Raw genomic sequence first — 15145 nt, 5'->3', positions numbered from 1 at the left:
ATGGCAGTTCCAAAGAGAAAAGTTTCAAGGACAAGAAGAGACAAGAGAAGAACTCACTGGAAAGCCAAGAATCCTGCTATATCTGTATGTCCAAACTGCTTAAATCCAAAGCTTCCACACAGAGTTTGTAAGCACTGCGGATACTACAAAGGAGAAACTGTAGTCGAGGTAGAAGAGTAAATGAAAGTTGTTCTGGATGCTATGGGGGGAGACAATGCCCCCCATGTTCCAGTTATGGGAGCTGTTCAGGCCGCAAAAGAGTTTGGTATTAAGGTAATTTTAGTTGGAGATGAATCTCAAATAAAAAAAGAGCTCTCAAAGTATTCTTTCCCTATTGAGAAAATAGAAATTGTTCACGCTGATGATGTAGTTTCAATGGATGAACTGCCTTCAAAGGCATTGAAAAAAAAGAACTCTTCTCTTCATATCGGTACGAAATTACTAAAAGATAAGTTGGCAGATGCTTTCGTAAGTGCTGGAAATACCGGTGCTGTAATGGCTATATCTCTTTTTACTCTTGGTAGATTGAAAGGTGTAGAAAGACCAGCTATATCTACAATTCTTCCTAGCCTATCAGGAAAGACTTTTCTCCTTGATGTTGGAGCAAACGTTGATTGTAAGCCTGTGCATCTTCTTCAATTTGCCATAATGGGAGAAGCCTACGCAAAATATGTCTTGAAAGAAGAGAATCCCAAAGTAGGACTTCTTAACATTGGAGAAGAAGAAGTTAAAGGAAACGACTTAACAAAAGAAGCTTACAAGCTTTTAAAAGCAGCAAGAGAAAAAGGTCTAAACTTTATCGGAAATGCAGAAGGAAGAGATATTTACTCTGGAAAGTTTGATGTTATAGTTTGTGATGGTTTTGTAGGAAACGTTGCCTTAAAACTTAGTGAAAGTCTTGCCAAAATTTTGGCAAAGATTTTAAAGGAAGAAATAGAAAGTCATTTTATTTCTAAGCTTGGAGCTATTACTCTAAAGCCTGCTATAAAGAGCTTTAAAAAAAGAATAGATTACGCCGAGTGGGGTGGAGCTCCTCTTCTTGGTGTAAAGGCTCCTGTTATAATTGCTCATGGAAGTTCTAATGCAAAAGCGATAAAAAATGCTGTAAAAGTAGCTTCTCAGTTTGCAGAATCTTATCTAAACGAACACATAGAAAAAAATATAGAAAGATACGGGAAGTTAAATGGGTATTAAGATAGTTTCAACAGGATCTTTTCTTCCGAATAAGGTTCTTACAAACTTTGATCTTGAAAAGATGGTAGATACTTCTGATGAGTGGATAACAACAAGAACAGGAATAAAGGAAAGACGCATAAGTGAAGAAGAAACTACTTCTGATCTTGCAGCAAAAGCTGCATTAAGAGCTCTTAGTGAAAAAAATCCAGAAGATGTTGATCTAATAGTTGTTGCGACTGCTACTCCAGATGCTTTTTTTCCGTCTACTGCCTGTAAAGTTCAGTCAAAGTTAGCTAACAAAAAGGCCATTGCTTTTGATATTTCTGCTGCCTGTACAGGTTTTATATATGGACTTTACGTTGCAGACTCTATAATGAGAACAAAAGGGATAGATAGAGCTCTTGTTATCGGAGCTGAAAGGTTTTCAAAAATAGTAAATTGGAAAGATAGGACTACCTGTATTTTATTTGGAGATGGTGCAGGAGCTGCTCTTCTTGAAAAGAGCAACGAAGAAGGAATATTAGGATTTGACCTTGGTGCGGATGGAGCTTATGGAGATCTTCTCAACGTTCCTTCAGTAGGATCAAATGAAGAATTTCCTTTCTACATCAGAATGAAGGGAAACGAAGTCTTTAAAGTTGCTGTAAGAACTATGGTTGAATCCTCAATTAGAGTTTTAGAAAAAACAGGCATTTCACCTAGCGAAATAAAGCTACTAGTTCCTCATCAAGCTAATGTAAGAATAATAAAGGCTGTTGCTGAAAGATTAAAAATATCAAATGATAGAATATTTATTAATGTCAATAAATACGGAAATACCAGTGCTGCTTCTATTCCAATAGCTCTTGATGAAGCTATAAAAACTGGGAGACTAAAAAAGGGAGATCTTGTTCTCCTTGTAGCTTTTGGTGGAGGATTTACTTGGGGTTCGTGTGTTTTGAAAGTATAAATAGCCTTTAACAGGGGAGGAATTGACTGATGATTAAAACAAGGATTTGCGAAATACTTGAAATTGAATATCCAATACTTCAAGGTGGAATGGCATGGATAGCCGATGCAGAGCTCGCCGCTGCTGTTTCAAACGCTGGAGGACTTGGGATAATTGCTGGAGGAAATAGAAGCGCTGATGAGCTTAGGGAAGAAATAAGAAAGTGCAAGGAACTAACAGATAAGCCTTTTGGCGTTAACATAATGCTTATGATGCCAAACGCTGAGGAAATTATAGAGGTTTGCTTAGATGAAGAAGTTCCTGTTGTAACTACAGGAGCAGGAAATCCTGGAAAGTATATTCCTGCTTTTAAGGAAAAGGGAATAAAGGTAATTCCCGTTGTTGCAAGTGATGCTCTTGCGAAGAGAATGGAGAGAATTGGTTGTGATGCAGTAATTGCTGAAGGAATGGAGGCCGGTGGACACATAGGAAAGCTTACAACTATGGTTTTAATTCCTTCCATTGTTAGAGCAGTAAACATTCCAGTTATTGCTGCTGGTGGTATCGCTCTTGGAGAACAAGCGGCAGCAGCGTTTGCTCTTGGAGCTGAAGGAATTCAGATTGGAACAAGATTTTTAGCTGCCAAAGAATGTAACGTTCACCCTAAGTATAAGGAAAAGATTTTGAAGGCAAGGTTTAATCAAGTAACTGTTACCGGCGTTACAACTGGACATCCTGTTAGACTTATTGAAAATAAACTTACACGTAAGTTTGCAGAGCTTGAGTTTTCTGGAGCTCCAAAAGAAGAGCTCGAGGAACTCGGAAGAGGCCGTCTAAGACTTGCAGCAGAGCAGGGAGACGTTGAGTGGGGTTCTGTAATGGCTGGTCAGGTCGTTGGGTATATTAATAAGGAAGAAACGGCTGAAGAGATTATCAAAGATATTATGGAAGGAGCTGAAAAGAAATTGAGAGAGCTCTGTGAAAAGTTTTTTGGTGGAGAAAAGGAATAAAAAATTGAGGTAAAAGATGAGGGTTGTTGAAGGTAAGCTAAAAGCTGAAGGGATAAAGTTTGCAATAGCTGTAAGCAGATTTAACTCTTTTATTACAGAAAGGCTTCTTGAAGGAGCAATTGATTGCATAGTTAGACATGGAGGAAAGGAAGAAGATATAACTGTTATAAAAGTTCCTGGAGCTTTTGAACTTCCTCTTGTTGCTAAAAAGCTTGCAAAGATGGATTTTGATGCTGTTATAGCTCTCGGTGCTGTAATAAGAGGAGAAACTCCTCACTTTGACTACGTTGCTGCTGAAGTCAGCAAAGGAATTGCCAATGTCTCCCTCGAAGCTGAAAAGCCAATTGCTTTTGGTGTTCTCACAACAGACACTGTGGAACAGGCAATAGATAGAGCCGGAACAAAAGCAGGTAACAAAGGCTGGGAAGCTGCTCTTTCTGCAATTGAAATGGTTAATGTCTTAAGGGAGCTCAAATGACAAACAGAGATAAAAAGAAAGCAAGAGAACATGCTTATCTGATGATGTATCAGTACGACTTAGGAGGACTCTCTCCTGAAGAAATTGCTTTTAATTACTGGGAAGATAACAAAGAAAGCGAAGAGATAAAACAAATGGCGACATATCTTTTCAAAAAAACTGTTGAAAACCTTAAGAATATTGATATAGAAATTTCAAGACATCTTAAAAAAGGATGGCTGATTTCAAGGCTTATGCCAATGGATAGGTCAATCTTGCGTGTTGCTACCTATGAAATCTCGAATGAAAGCTTTTCACCGATAGAAGCAGTTATAAACGATGCTGTAGATGCTGCAAAGTTTTACGGTGAGGATGAAAAGTCTCCAAAGTTCATAAATGCTATTCTTGATAAAGTAGCAAAGAATAAGGAAACCTCATGAAGGTTGGACTCCTTGCTGGAAAAGGAGAGCTCCCTTTAGAATTTCTAAAATCGGCAAAAGAAAAAGATATAAGAACGATAACATTTTCCCTTGAAGGAATTACGAGTCCTGAAGTTGAAAGATATTCTGATAAGGTCATTTGGATAAAACCATTTAAACTTGGTAAGTTTCTAAGAACACTAAAAAAAGAAGAAATAAGAGAAATAGCTATTTTAGGCAAAGTGGAACATAAAAACGCAATTTCTTTGTCTGGATTTGATTTAAAAGCTTTAACCTTTATCGCTTCTTTGAGGGATAGAAAACCTGAAACAATAATAAAAGGGATAATTTCAGAAATTGAAAACATAGGAGTTAGAGTCATTGAACCAACAAAATATCTATTGCATCTTTTTCAAGAGCCTGGAATAATTTGTGGGGAACTGACAGATAAGCTTAAAGAGGATGCAGAATTTGGAATGAAAATAGCAAAAGAGATTGCTTCTCTTGATATTGGTCAGACAGTTGTTGTAAAAGACAAAACAGTTATCGCAGTTGAAGGAATAGAAGGAACAGATAAGTGCATAGAAAGGGGAGCAGAACTTGCAGGAAAAGGTTTTATTGTCTGTAAGGCTGCAAGGAAAAATCAGGATATGAGAGTAGATGTTCCAACGGTTGGAGCAAAGACTATTGAGCTAATCGGCAAACTTAAAGGAAGAGCTCTCATATTTGAAGCTAATAAAACTTTTCTTCTTAATAAAGAAGAAGCTGTAAGACTTTCAAGAAAGTACGGAATAACTGTTATTGCGGTATAAGATGGAAAAGCGTAAGGTTCTAATAATTGAAGATGATGATATTCAAAGAGAGCTCCTAAAGGAGATACTTAAAGAGTCTGGATTTGAGGTTTTTACTTCTTCCACTGCTGAAAAGGGACTACAAACGGTTGCGAAAAATTCTCCTGCTGTTGTTGTTACAGATGTAAGACTTCCAGGTATGGATGGACTAACTTTTCTTAAAAAGCTAAAACAGGAACATTCTGAAATTGAAGTAATAGTCATAACTGCCTTTAGCAACGTTGAGGATGCTGTCAGTGCAATAAAGGCAGGAGCTTTTCACTATGTTACCAAGCCTTTTGATCCACAAGTTCTAATAAATCTTATAGATAAAGCCTGTCAGCTTGCAAGCCTGAGGAAGATTCCTAAAAAGGATGGGGAAATAATTTACGCTTCTAAGTTAATGGAGGAGCTCCTCGAAAAGGCTTCTCTCTTTGCTAAAACAGAAGCTCCTGTCTTGATATTGGGAGAAAGTGGAGTAGGCAAAGAACTGATAGCAAGATTTATCCACAAAGAAAGCGGCAGAAAAGGGAAATTTGTATCTGTAAATTGCGCTGCAATTCCTTCTGAACTCTTTGAAAGTGAACTCTTTGGGTATGAGAAGGGAGCTTTTACTGGAGCTCTTCGCTCAAAACCCGGACTTTTTGAAGAAGCAGACGGAGGAACAATATTTCTTGATGAAGTGGGAGAATTGCCTCTGAACTTGCAGGCAAAGTTTTTAAGAGTTCTTCAGGAGAACGAAGTTCGGCGTGTTGGAGGAACGCAGACAAAAAAAGTTGATGTGAAAGTAGTTGCAGCTACAAACAGAGATTTGGGGGAGTTAGTCAAAAAAGGAGATTTTCGGGAAGACCTTTACTATCGGCTTAATGTTTTAACGTTAAGAATTCCTCCCTTAAGAGAACGTCCTGAAGATATCTTGGAACTAACTGGATTTTTTCTTCGGAAATTTTCGAAAAAGTACAATAAAAAAGTAGAAATAACCCCAGAGGCTCTTCAAATACTTCTTAGCTATTCCTTTCCTGGAAACGTTAGAGAGCTTGAAAATCTCATTCATAGGCTTGTCATAACAAGTATGGATAAAATAAGACCGGAAGACCTTACAGATCTAAAAGAGAAAGAGAATCACTGCAATGAGATAGATTTCTCAAAACCTCTGCCTGAGAAATTGGCTGAATTCGAGAAAAAAATGATAGAAGAAGCTTTAAAGAGGAGTGATTACGTTCAAGTTAAAGCAGCTAAACTTCTTGGTATAGACGAAAAATCCTTGAGGTATAAAAGGAAAAAGTACGGGATATGAGAAAACTGCTTTTTCCAGCTTCTTTATTAACGATTCTCTTTGTTGCCATCATTTTAAACATCTATTTCCTTCGTAATGAACTTAACGGGTTTTACTTGTTTGTAATAAAAGAAGAAACCTCCCGCGTTAAGTCTGTAGTTGAAGGAACAATAGCAGGAGGAGGCGATCCTGTAGAAGCTCTGACTTCATATATGGAAAGCTCAAAATTATTGAAAGGAGCTACTTTTAAACTTGAAGGTAGAGAAATAATAATTCCTGGTTCAGATATTTCTCAAGAGTATTTTAAAGAATCCTTTAAAGTTCAGCCTTTTTCCTTTGCTCTATACTTTGATTTTTCTTATGTTAGAGAGTTCAACAAACATCTTTCCTACGTTTTAATATCTCTTCTTTTCTTCAGCCTTCTGTTTACAGCCGTTACAGTATGGCTGGTAAGAGAATACTTTAAGGAAAGAATTCTTTATGAAAGAGAAAAACAGGAAAAAGAAAAACTTGAAAGTATAAATTTAGTGATACACTCTCTTATCCATGAAGTTAAAAATCGTCTTAATGTTCTCAGACTTTTGGTGTACAGATTGGGGAGCTCCTTTGACGAAACCTATCTTCAAAAGCTCCGTGAAGAAATAGACAAGTTAGGAAAATACGTGGAAGAGACAGCGAACTTAAGAAAACCACTGACTCTTTCCAAGGAAAAAACAGATATCTTCTTTCTTATAAAAGATGTTGTTTCAAAGTTTGATGAACTTCTAAAAACTAAGGGAATAGATGTTGAAACAAAAGTTGAAAAAGCAGAACTTGAACTTGACCCTGAAAAATTTTCCTCTCTTCTTATAGACCTTATAAAAAATGGAATTGAAGCCCTTGAAGATAGTGAAAAGAAGGCGTTAAAAATTTTAGGAAAGAAAGAAGGAAACTATTACACCTTCTACATAATGGATAGTGGGGGGAAGCTGCCAGGAGCAGAGCTTTTTGAACCTTTCCGTTCAACAAAGGAAAAAGGATTTGGTCTTGGACTTTATAATGCTAAAAGAGTTGCAGAAGCTCACGGGGGAGAGATAGAAGCCTTTGTCAGAGACGGCTGGACAGTTTTCAAAGTCTCCATTCCCATCTCTTAGGATATTCGGAAACTTTTCCGACTATATAGAGTAAATTCGGAATTTTTTCCGAAATTTTGTTGAAAAGTTTTTGTTTTTCTTAATTTTACACCTGGCATAAGGCTTGCTTTAATGTTTAGAGAAAAACCTGATAAAGGAGATAGAACATGAGAAAGGTACTGAAACTTTCTTCAGTATTGCTGCTTTTCCTTACTTCACCGGTAGCTGGAGCCACACCGAGAATCTACGGTGTTTACTATATCCAAAACCTTCCAAAGCAGTCTCTTAGCCAGGAAGAGATAAAAGACCTTCTTCACATGAGAGAAGAGGAAAAACTTGCAAGGGACGTTTATTTAACCTTATCAAAGTACTATTCGCTTCCGGTGTTTAGAAACATCGCTAAAGCTGAAGAGCAGCATATGAGAATGGTTGGTCTTCTTCTCAAAAAGTATAACCTTTCAGATCCTGTTTCAGAGACCGGTAATAGAGTAGGAGTGTTTAAAGATGGAAAGCTTCAGGAGCTCTATAAACGACTTGTGGAGGAGGGAAAGAAGTCTCTGATAAACGCATTGAAAGTAGGAGCTACAATAGAGGACCTTGACATTAAAGACCTTGAAGAAGCTCTTAAAAGAACTGATAACCAGGATATCAAAACTGTTTATCAAAACTTAATGAAAGGCTCAAGAAACCACATGAGAGCGTTTGTTAGAATTCTAAGGAGATATGGTAGCGACTATACTCCTCAATATATCTCAAAAGCTGAGTTCAATCGGATACTCTCGGTTAAGCACGAAGCAGGATTTTACAGTTCGTCAGGAACTCAGACAAGTGTGAATAACAACGAAATAACAGGAACAGTTGTCAACGTTAAGAAAGTACCGGGATTTAGGAGGCAGAACATTACCTGGTGGGCAGTAGACATCCAGACAAATAGCGGAACGGTTGAAGTAAGAATTGCTCCTACCTGGTGGTATCCAACGCTAAACATAAACAAAGGCAACGAGGTAAGGGTTACAGGTTTTATGCCGCCCTATTGGGTAATGAGAGGTATAAATGGGTTGATGGCATGTAGGGTTGAAGATAGAACGACAGGCGCGGTTTACGACTTCTCAAATTTGAGAAGATGGTGCAGGGGAATGACTATTAAGGACAAAACTTCTACAGCTTCCAGTATGTTTTTCAGGAAGAGTCAGGTTGTGACGGGAAAAGTTATTTCTATCAGCCAAGAACCAGGAATCAGAAGAAAGAACATAACCTGGTGGGTGGCCGAGCTTGAAACCCAGAGCGGAAAGGTTAAGGTTTATCTTGCTCCTGCTTTCAGATTTCCCGAGTTGAACGTTTCAGCAGGAGACACTCTTGAAGTTATAGTATTTATCCCTCCAACCTGGAGGAGATTAAACCTTTCCGGTACCTACATGGCCTGTGAGATTAAAAACCTTTCTAAGGGCTTAGAGTATCAAGTCAGAAGATGCCCGTAAGGGAGGGAGTGATGTTGCGTAGATACGTTAGCCTGTTTTTACTTTACACTCTTATAGCAATGACGATTAGTGGAATTGTTCTCTACGTCATGCCCCACGGAAGGATTGCTTACTGGACTGGCTGGAGATTTTTAGGACTGGACAAAGACCAGTGGGATAGTCTTCACACAATATTTGGGTTTCTAATGGTCTTTTTTGGTATCTGGCACGTCATCCTAAACTGGAGGAACATTGTTAGTTATCTGAAAGGAAAAGCTGGAATCTTCACCTCAAAGGAGTTTTTCATAACAACCATTATTGCTCTTACTGTTGTTGTCGGAACCATTGCTAACGTTCCTCCCTTCAAAACGGTTATGGATATCGGAGAGAGGATAAAGAACAGCTGGCCCAAACCAGAAACTATGCCCCCAGCACCCCATGCGGAGCTATTTCCTCTTAAGAAAGTTGCTAAAGCAGTCGGATTATCTCCCCAAAAGGCAATTGATGTTCTTGAGTCAAAGGGAATAAAGGTTAAATCTCCAAATGAGACTCTCAAAGAAATTGCAGTGAAGAATAACACTACACCTGCGAGAATCTACGAGATTCTCTTAGGAGCATCAAAGAAAACAAGGGAGTTCCGCTTTCAGCCCGGTTCAGGAATGGGAAGATTGACTTTGAGAGAAGTTTGTCAGGAACTCCAGATTTCTCCTAAGGCGTGTCTTGAAATACTGAAAAAGCATGGAATTGTTGCAGACCTTAACCAGCAGCTGAGAGATATAGCTTTTAAAAACGGTAAATATCCTTATCAAATAATTGAAATTCTTCAAGGGGGTAAATAATGGGAAAACTTGAAAGGTTAGCAATCAACGATGAAGGCTTCATCTTTGATCCAGAAACGGGAAACAGTTACACGGTAAACAAAACAGGGCTCTTCATAATCAAACTCCTAAAGGATGGAAAGAACGAGGAAGAGATAGTAAAAGCTCTTACAGAAGAGTTTGAAATTGGTGAAGATGAAGCAAAAAGGGATCTGGTGGACTTTTTAGAACAGCTCAGGCTTTACGGATTGGTGGAGGCACAAAATGTATAGGGTTGCAGTTTCTGGAATAAACGCAGTCGATAATCCTGGTCCCGGAGTTGGAATTGCAAAGGGATTAAAAGAGAGTGGTCTTGAGGTTTCTATCTTTGGACTTGCCTATGATGCTATGGAGCCTGGGATATACATGAAGTGGCTTATAGATAAGAGTTTTATCATGCCCTATCCTTCTGAGGGAGAGGAACCTTTTATCGAAAGGCTTCTCTACATAAAGACAACCTATGGTCTTGATGCTGTAATTCCAGCCCTTGATGCCGAGCTTCCCCTTTTTATTAAAGGTGCTTCACTTCTTGAAAGCTACGGAATTAAAACATTTCTTCCCACAGAGGAACAGTTTAAGCTGAGGGGAAAGGACAGATTACCTGAAATCGCAGAAAAGATAGAAGTAAAAGTTCCTGAAACGAGGATTGTTACCTCATACGAAGAACTGAGTAAAGCCGTGGAAGAGATTGGTTTCCCTGTTATGATAAAGGGGATTTTCTATAAAGCTTATAAAGCTTTCAATATTACCCAGGCTACATCTTACTTCAACTCTATAGTCGCAGAGTGGGGTTATCCAGTAATCGTCCAGCAGGTTGTGAGTGGTGAGGAAATGAACGTTGTTGGAGTTGGAGATGGAGAAGGGAGCCACTTTGGCCTTGTAGGAATAAAGAAGCTCTGGATTACAAGCCTTGGAAAAATCTGGACGGGAGTTACTGTTAGAAATGAGAGACTTCTTCGTGCTGCAGAAAAGTTTGTTTCTGAGTTCAAATGGAGGGGAGCTTTCGAGTTTGAATGCATAGTAAACGAGAAAGAAATCTGCCTCATAGAAGTAAATCCAAGATTTCCTGCATGGGTCTACTTTTCAACAGGTATTGGAGTAAACCTTCCAGGAAGACTTTTAAAAGCAGCTCTTGGGGTTGAACCTGAAAGAGATTCAGATTATGAAGCTGGAAAGCTTTACATAAGATTTACAGATGATTTTGTAACAGACATGTCAGAGTTTCAAAAAGTTGTAACAAGAGGAGAAAGTTAGAAGGCAAAGGGAGGTCATAACATGAAAAAGCCATACGAAAAGCCTGTGATATTTAAATTAAAGACCGGGCTGATGAATAAATTTGGAAAATTTTCTTCTGTCTATAGAAAGAAAGTAAGAAAAGAAATTGAAGGAGTGCCTATTGAAAAGCTTGTAGAAAAGTTTGGCTCTCCACTTTTTGTATTTTCCGAGAGGAAACTCCGTCAAAAGTTTAGAGAAATAAAAAATGCCTTTACCTTAAGATATCCAAACGTTGAATTTAGCTGGTCTTACAAAACAAACTACCTTGATGCAATCTGTGCAATTCTTCACAGCGAAGGAGAAACTGCAGAGGTTGTTTCAGAATTCGAGTACGAGAAAGCAAGAAAATTAGGAGTTGAGGGAAATCAGATAATCTACAACGGTCCCTACAAGCCAATTGAGTCTCTGAGAGTTGCTGCCGCAGAAGGAGCAAGGATAAACATTGACCACTTTGAGGAAATAGCAGACCTTGAACAAGTTGCTGACGAGCTTGGAGTAAAGGTTAAAGCAGGGATAAGACTCAATATGGATACAGGAATTCATCCTCAATGGACCAGATTTGGCTTTAATCTTGAAAACGGTCAGGCATGGGATGCTGTAAAGAGAATTGCTTCAGGTGGAAAAATTGAGCTTAATGGTCTTCACTGCCATATAGGAACGTTTATTTTAGAACCAAAAGCTTATGAAAATGAAGTTAGAAAAATGGTTGAATTTGCTTACAAAATTGAAGATGAGTTTGGATTTAAGGTTGAATATATTGACATTGGAGGAGGTTTCCCTTCAAAGAATAGATTGAGAGGAATATATCTTCCCCCCGATGTATCAGTTCCATCAATTGATGAATTTGCAGAAAGAGTTTGCAATACTCTTTTATCTTCTTTAAGACCTGGAGACTATCCAAAACTTATAGTTGAAAGTGGAAGAGCAATTGTTGATGAAGCTGGTTTTTTAATTACAACAGTTCATGCAGCAAAAAGAATGCCAGATGGAAAAAGGGCTTATGTTCTTGATGCTGGAGTTAACATTTTGTTTACTGCATTTTGGTATCACTTTAATATTGAGATAGATAGGGAAGTTCAAGGATTAACAGAACCTTGCATTCTATACGGGCCACTTTGTATGAACATTGACGTAGTTGATGATCTTGTATATTTGCCACCTCTTCCAAGAGGCACGAGATTAGTTATCTCACCTGTTGGAGCCTACAACGTTACTCAGTGGATGCAATTTATAAGATACAAACCAGCAGTAGTCTTAATTGGAGATAATGGAGAAATTGATGTTATTCGTGAGGCTGAAGATTTATCTGATATCACAGGAAGAGAGAAACTTCCAGAGAGGCTAAGGTTAAAATGAAATTAGGAAGTTTTTTCCTCCCAATAGTTAGAAGTTATTCAGCGATTCTCTTTAACTCCAGTGCTAAAGGGGGGATTATACTTCTTCTTCTTACTTTTATTAATCCCAATTTAGGTATCGGTGGTTTTACTGCTGTAGCTTCTGCTTATATTTTTGCAAGACTTGTTGGTTTTAAAGAAGAATTCTTGAGGCTTGACTACTATATATACAATCCTCTTCTTGTAGGACTTTCTCTTGGATATCTATTTAAGGTTAACTTTTTAAGTCTTTTCTTCTTTTCAATAGCTGGAATTCTTAGTTTTTTACTTACTTATATCCTATCAAGCATATTTTCTTACTATCTTAAGCTTCCAGTGTTAAGCGTTCCTTTTGTAGTGGCAAGTTCTCTTCTTTATTTAGCAGCCTCAAAGTTTTCAAACTTGTTTGTTAGTAGCCTTTATCCACACTTTGAAAGTTTATTCAATCTTCATTTACCCCTTTTAGTAGAAGGCTTCTTTAAATCACTTGGAGCAATCTTTTTCATGCCAACTCCTTTTGAAGGATTTGTAATTTTCCTTATCCTTTTAACTATTTCAAGAATACTTTCTCTCTTAGCTTTAACCGGGTATCTTGTAGGCACTTTTACAAAAGCCGTTTTTGTCGGTTCTTTTTATCAAGCAGTTAGTGATTCGTCAGCCTTTAACTATATTCTCACTTCAATGGCAATAGGTGGTGTTTTCCTTATTCCATCTCTAAGGAGCTATAAATTTGCCATAATTTCGACAATTCTTTCAGTTCCAATTGTTGAAGGAGCAAAAGTTTTTTGGGAAAGCTATGGTCTTCCAGTTTTTGCCCTTCCGTTTAATGCAACAACCCACCTTCTTCTATACGTTCTCCTTTCTGTAAGTTATTTCTACGTTACAAAAATTTACAAAGGAACACCTGAAAGAACTCTTGACTACTACCTTACGGTTTCTAAAAGATTTCCGTTTGCAGGAAGAGAAATAAACCTTCCTTTTTCAGGAAGATGGACAGTATGGCAATCTTTTGAAGGAAAGTGGACCCACAAAGGAGCTTGGAAATACGCAGTTGACTTTGTGATAACTGACGAAAATGGAAATACTTATAAAAATGAAGGTTACTATCTGACAGATTACTATGCATTTGGAAAACCTGTTTTATCGCCTGTTGATGGCCAGGTTATTGCGGTTGTTAATTCTCTTCCTGACAATCCTCCAGGTGAAGCAGACAAAGAAAACAACTGGGGAAACTACGTTCTTATCTATGACAAAAGAGGTTTTTATGTCCTTTTGTGTCACTTTAAGCAAAATTCAATAAAGGTAAAAGTTGGAGATTATGTAGTAAAGGGAACCCTTTTAGGACTTTGTGGAAATTCAGGTTATTCTCCTCAACCGCACATTCACGTTCACGTTCAGCTTCTACCTCAGGTTGGAGCTCCCACAGTCCCCTTTAGTTTTTCTTCCTACATTACAGATAAATCTTTTAAAGATGCTGGAATTCCTAAGGAAGGAGAAGTTGTTGAACCAGTATTTCCTGATAAAGGACTACAAAAAAAATTAAATCTTCTGATAGATCAAACAATGGATTTTGTAGTTAAAGAAGGGAAAACGCTTAAAGAACTTAAAACAGTTGTAAAAATGGCTCCTGATGGAACTTTTTATCTTACGGATGGAAAAGCCAAGCTTTATTTTGGAATAAAGAACTCTACTTTTTACTTTTATCATCTTGAAGGAGATTTGAACTCCCCTCTTAAGTATTTCTTCTTTGCAGCTCCAAAAATTCCTATTCTTTATAGAGAAAATTTTACTTGGGAAGACTATCTTCCACTGATAACTCTTTCTTCAAAGCTGAAAAGAGAAATTTTCTTATTCTTATCTTCTTTTAAACATGACCTGTTTGAAGTAAAAGTAAAGAGCTCTTTTATTTCTCAAGATGAAATTGAATCTAATATAGGTTTACCTTCAAAGGAAATTAAAGCTACTTTTAAGATTTCAAATGACTTTGGATTTGAAAAAATAACTTTCGGAAAAGAAATAATTATCAAAAGGAGGAGAAATCATGAGAAAACTACTCTTAGCATGTAGTCTTTTAGCTTTTGGAAGTTTAGGAGCTAATGCTCAAGAGTTAAAAGTTACAGGTTATGAAGCTCTCTATGGAAGTTATATTAACTACAGTGGTTCAGGCATTAAAGATTATGGCTATGCAACGACAGGATACTTAAGTATTGGCGATGGGATTGAAAATAACGTTCAGCTTGGGGCAGGTTACACTCATATAAAGTATAAAGACAAATCTACCCTAAATCAAAGAGATTTTACAGCAGTCTATTCCAATACAAACGGAATTTTGAAAAATCATACTTTTACCTTTGGTGGTCATTACATAAACAGTGACGATAAATTAACTGATGGTGGATATACTCTATTTTTTGACGGAACTTATTTCCAGACGGAAAACCAATATCCTTACGCTTTCAGCTGGAATGCCGGTGTTGGAATTTACTATTCCGACTATAATAAAACTACCGATTTCTATGTTTTTCAGTTAACTCCTCATTCTACAGTCAAACTTTTTTCAGATTTTCAGAAAGGAGCTCTCTATCTAGACACTACAGGTTATTACATTCACGTTAGCAAATCTAAAAAAATTGGTATTGGAAGTTCTAACTACTATTCATTAGACGCAGCTTTAAGATACTACTATGGAAACTATGACTTTAAAGTAGGAGGTTGGATTGGAGAACAAATTTTTGCAGTTAAAAACGGAGGATTTGTAGTTTATAACTTGACAGAAAAGTACAAAGGAGGAGTTTACGGAGGAGTTGGATATACTTTCAGTAACGGTTTAAGATTAGCTTTAGATTTTAGTATAAACGATTATAAAGAAGTTAGTGTTAATAAAGATGTTACTCAAACAGTTGGGACTATATCTCTAGGCTATAGATTTTAAGGGGACTTTTGTCCCTTATACATGGGGGAGGCTTCGTCAACTA

General features: G+C 37.5%; 16 protein-coding genes. All 16 read left to right on the top strand.

All coding sequences use genetic code 11. The features are described 5' to 3' along the window. The 16 genes from rpmF (at nucleotide 1) to DESTER_RS04465 (ending at nucleotide 15102) form a co-directional block, all read left to right on the top strand. Nucleotides 1-180 carry a 50S ribosomal protein L32 gene (gene rpmF / locus DESTER_RS04540; RefSeq protein WP_013638477.1) on the top strand — a complete coding sequence of 60 codons (180 nt, stop codon included), beginning with the start codon at nucleotides 1-3 and terminating at the stop codon, nucleotides 178-180. Next, nucleotides 181-1194: a phosphate acyltransferase PlsX gene (gene plsX / locus DESTER_RS04535; RefSeq protein WP_013638476.1), complete on the top strand. Its 1014-nt coding sequence runs from the start codon at nucleotides 181-183 to the stop codon at nucleotides 1192-1194. After that, nucleotides 1184-2125, top strand: a complete 942-nt coding sequence (locus DESTER_RS04530; protein ID WP_013638475.1) for a beta-ketoacyl-ACP synthase III — start codon at nucleotides 1184-1186, stop codon at nucleotides 2123-2125. Before plsX ends, DESTER_RS04530 begins: the two co-directional genes overlap by 11 nt. Before the next feature lie 29 nt (nucleotides 2126-2154). Then, nucleotides 2155-3114 carry an enoyl-[acyl-carrier-protein] reductase FabK gene (gene fabK / locus DESTER_RS04525; RefSeq protein ID WP_013638474.1) on the top strand — a complete coding sequence of 320 codons (960 nt, stop codon included), beginning with the start codon at nucleotides 2155-2157 and terminating at the stop codon, nucleotides 3112-3114. 16 nt (nucleotides 3115-3130) lie between these two features. Then, nucleotides 3131-3592: a 6,7-dimethyl-8-ribityllumazine synthase gene (gene ribH, locus DESTER_RS04520; RefSeq protein ID WP_013638473.1), complete on the top strand. Its 462-nt coding sequence runs from the start codon at nucleotides 3131-3133 to the stop codon at nucleotides 3590-3592. Further along, a complete protein-coding gene (gene nusB, locus DESTER_RS04515) occupies nucleotides 3589-4011 on the top strand; it encodes a transcription antitermination factor NusB (protein WP_013638472.1) in 423 nt (140 codons plus the stop codon). Before ribH ends, nusB begins: the two co-directional genes overlap by 4 nt. Continuing rightward, nucleotides 4008-4802, top strand: coding sequence for an LpxI family protein (locus DESTER_RS04510; RefSeq protein ID WP_013638471.1), 795 nt, complete (start codon nucleotides 4008-4010; stop codon nucleotides 4800-4802). The genes nusB and DESTER_RS04510 overlap by 4 nt, the downstream gene beginning before the upstream one ends. A 1-nt stretch (nucleotide 4803) precedes the next feature. Further along, on the top strand, nucleotides 4804-6117 hold the full coding sequence (locus tag DESTER_RS04505) for a sigma-54-dependent transcriptional regulator (RefSeq protein WP_041737419.1): 1314 nt from the start codon (nucleotides 4804-4806) through the stop codon (nucleotides 6115-6117). After that, on the top strand, nucleotides 6114-7229 hold the full coding sequence (locus DESTER_RS04500) for a sensor histidine kinase (RefSeq protein WP_013638469.1): 1116 nt from the start codon (nucleotides 6114-6116) through the stop codon (nucleotides 7227-7229). The genes DESTER_RS04505 and DESTER_RS04500 overlap by 4 nt, the downstream gene beginning before the upstream one ends. A gap of 146 nt (nucleotides 7230-7375) precedes the next feature. Further along, on the top strand, nucleotides 7376-8686 hold the full coding sequence (locus DESTER_RS08185) for a DUF2202 domain-containing protein (protein WP_013638468.1): 1311 nt from the start codon (nucleotides 7376-7378) through the stop codon (nucleotides 8684-8686). An 11-nt stretch (nucleotides 8687-8697) separates the two neighbouring features. Next, nucleotides 8698-9504 (top strand): DUF4405 domain-containing protein, encoded by an 807-nt coding sequence (locus DESTER_RS04490; protein ID WP_013638467.1) that lies wholly within the window; start codon nucleotides 8698-8700, stop codon nucleotides 9502-9504. Next, the gene (locus DESTER_RS04485) at nucleotides 9504-9755 is read left to right on the top strand and encodes an HPr-rel-A system PqqD family peptide chaperone (RefSeq protein WP_013638466.1); all 252 of its coding nucleotides are present in this window, start codon (nucleotides 9504-9506) and stop codon (nucleotides 9753-9755) included. The genes DESTER_RS04490 and DESTER_RS04485 overlap by 1 nt, the downstream gene beginning before the upstream one ends. Next, nucleotides 9748-10776 (top strand): ATP-grasp domain-containing protein, encoded by a 1029-nt coding sequence (locus DESTER_RS04480; RefSeq protein WP_013638465.1) that lies wholly within the window; start codon nucleotides 9748-9750, stop codon nucleotides 10774-10776. Before DESTER_RS04485 ends, DESTER_RS04480 begins: the two co-directional genes overlap by 8 nt. Nucleotides 10777-10797: 21 nt before the next feature. After that, nucleotides 10798-12153, top strand: a complete 1356-nt coding sequence (locus DESTER_RS04475) for an alanine racemase (protein ID WP_013638464.1) — start codon at nucleotides 10798-10800, stop codon at nucleotides 12151-12153. Then, nucleotides 12150-14237 (top strand): urea transporter, encoded by a 2088-nt coding sequence (locus DESTER_RS04470; RefSeq protein ID WP_013638463.1) that lies wholly within the window; start codon nucleotides 12150-12152, stop codon nucleotides 14235-14237. The genes DESTER_RS04475 and DESTER_RS04470 overlap by 4 nt, the downstream gene beginning before the upstream one ends. Next, nucleotides 14212-15102, top strand: a complete 891-nt coding sequence (locus tag DESTER_RS04465) for a hypothetical protein (RefSeq protein ID WP_013638462.1) — start codon at nucleotides 14212-14214, stop codon at nucleotides 15100-15102. Before DESTER_RS04470 ends, DESTER_RS04465 begins: the two co-directional genes overlap by 26 nt. The last annotated feature ends 43 nt before the right edge of the window (nucleotides 15103-15145 follow it).

Source organism: Desulfurobacterium thermolithotrophum DSM 11699 (assembly GCF_000191045.1).
Taxonomy (GTDB): Bacteria; Aquificota; Aquificia; order Desulfurobacteriales; family Desulfurobacteriaceae; genus Desulfurobacterium; species Desulfurobacterium thermolithotrophum.
The sequence above is the reverse complement of the archived record's forward strand: the minus strand, read 5'-3'. Positions and strand labels throughout refer to the sequence as shown.

Bases quoted from the DNA above. Each gene is read 5' to 3' on its own strand.
- rpmF (WP_013638477.1), top strand. From the start codon at position 1: ATGGCAGTTCCAAAGAGAAAAGTTTCAAGGACAAGAAGAGACAAGAGA.
- DESTER_RS04510 (WP_013638471.1), top strand. From the start codon at position 4,008: ATGAAGGTTGGACTCCTTGCTGGAAAAGGAGAGCTCCCTTTAGAATTT.
- ribH (WP_013638473.1), top strand. From the start codon at position 3,131: ATGAGGGTTGTTGAAGGTAAGCTAAAAGCTGAAGGGATAAAGTTTGCA.
- nusB (WP_013638472.1), top strand. From the start codon at position 3,589: ATGACAAACAGAGATAAAAAGAAAGCAAGAGAACATGCTTATCTGATG.
- DESTER_RS04505 (WP_041737419.1), top strand. From the start codon at position 4,804: ATGGAAAAGCGTAAGGTTCTAATAATTGAAGATGATGATATTCAAAGA.
- fabK (WP_013638474.1), top strand. From the start codon at position 2,155: ATGATTAAAACAAGGATTTGCGAAATACTTGAAATTGAATATCCAATA.
- DESTER_RS04475 (WP_013638464.1), top strand. From the start codon at position 10,798: ATGAAAAAGCCATACGAAAAGCCTGTGATATTTAAATTAAAGACCGGG.
- DESTER_RS04465 (WP_013638462.1), top strand. From the start codon at position 14,212: ATGAGAAAACTACTCTTAGCATGTAGTCTTTTAGCTTTTGGAAGTTTA.
- plsX (WP_013638476.1), top strand. From the start codon at position 181: ATGAAAGTTGTTCTGGATGCTATGGGGGGAGACAATGCCCCCCATGTT.
- DESTER_RS04530 (WP_013638475.1), top strand. From the start codon at position 1,184: ATGGGTATTAAGATAGTTTCAACAGGATCTTTTCTTCCGAATAAGGTT.
- DESTER_RS04490 (WP_013638467.1), top strand. From the start codon at position 8,698: ATGTTGCGTAGATACGTTAGCCTGTTTTTACTTTACACTCTTATAGCA.
- DESTER_RS04500 (WP_013638469.1), top strand. From the start codon at position 6,114: ATGAGAAAACTGCTTTTTCCAGCTTCTTTATTAACGATTCTCTTTGTT.
- DESTER_RS08185 (WP_013638468.1), top strand. From the start codon at position 7,376: ATGAGAAAGGTACTGAAACTTTCTTCAGTATTGCTGCTTTTCCTTACT.
- DESTER_RS04485 (WP_013638466.1), top strand. From the start codon at position 9,504: ATGGGAAAACTTGAAAGGTTAGCAATCAACGATGAAGGCTTCATCTTT.
- DESTER_RS04480 (WP_013638465.1), top strand. From the start codon at position 9,748: ATGTATAGGGTTGCAGTTTCTGGAATAAACGCAGTCGATAATCCTGGT.
- DESTER_RS04470 (WP_013638463.1), top strand. From the start codon at position 12,150: ATGAAATTAGGAAGTTTTTTCCTCCCAATAGTTAGAAGTTATTCAGCG.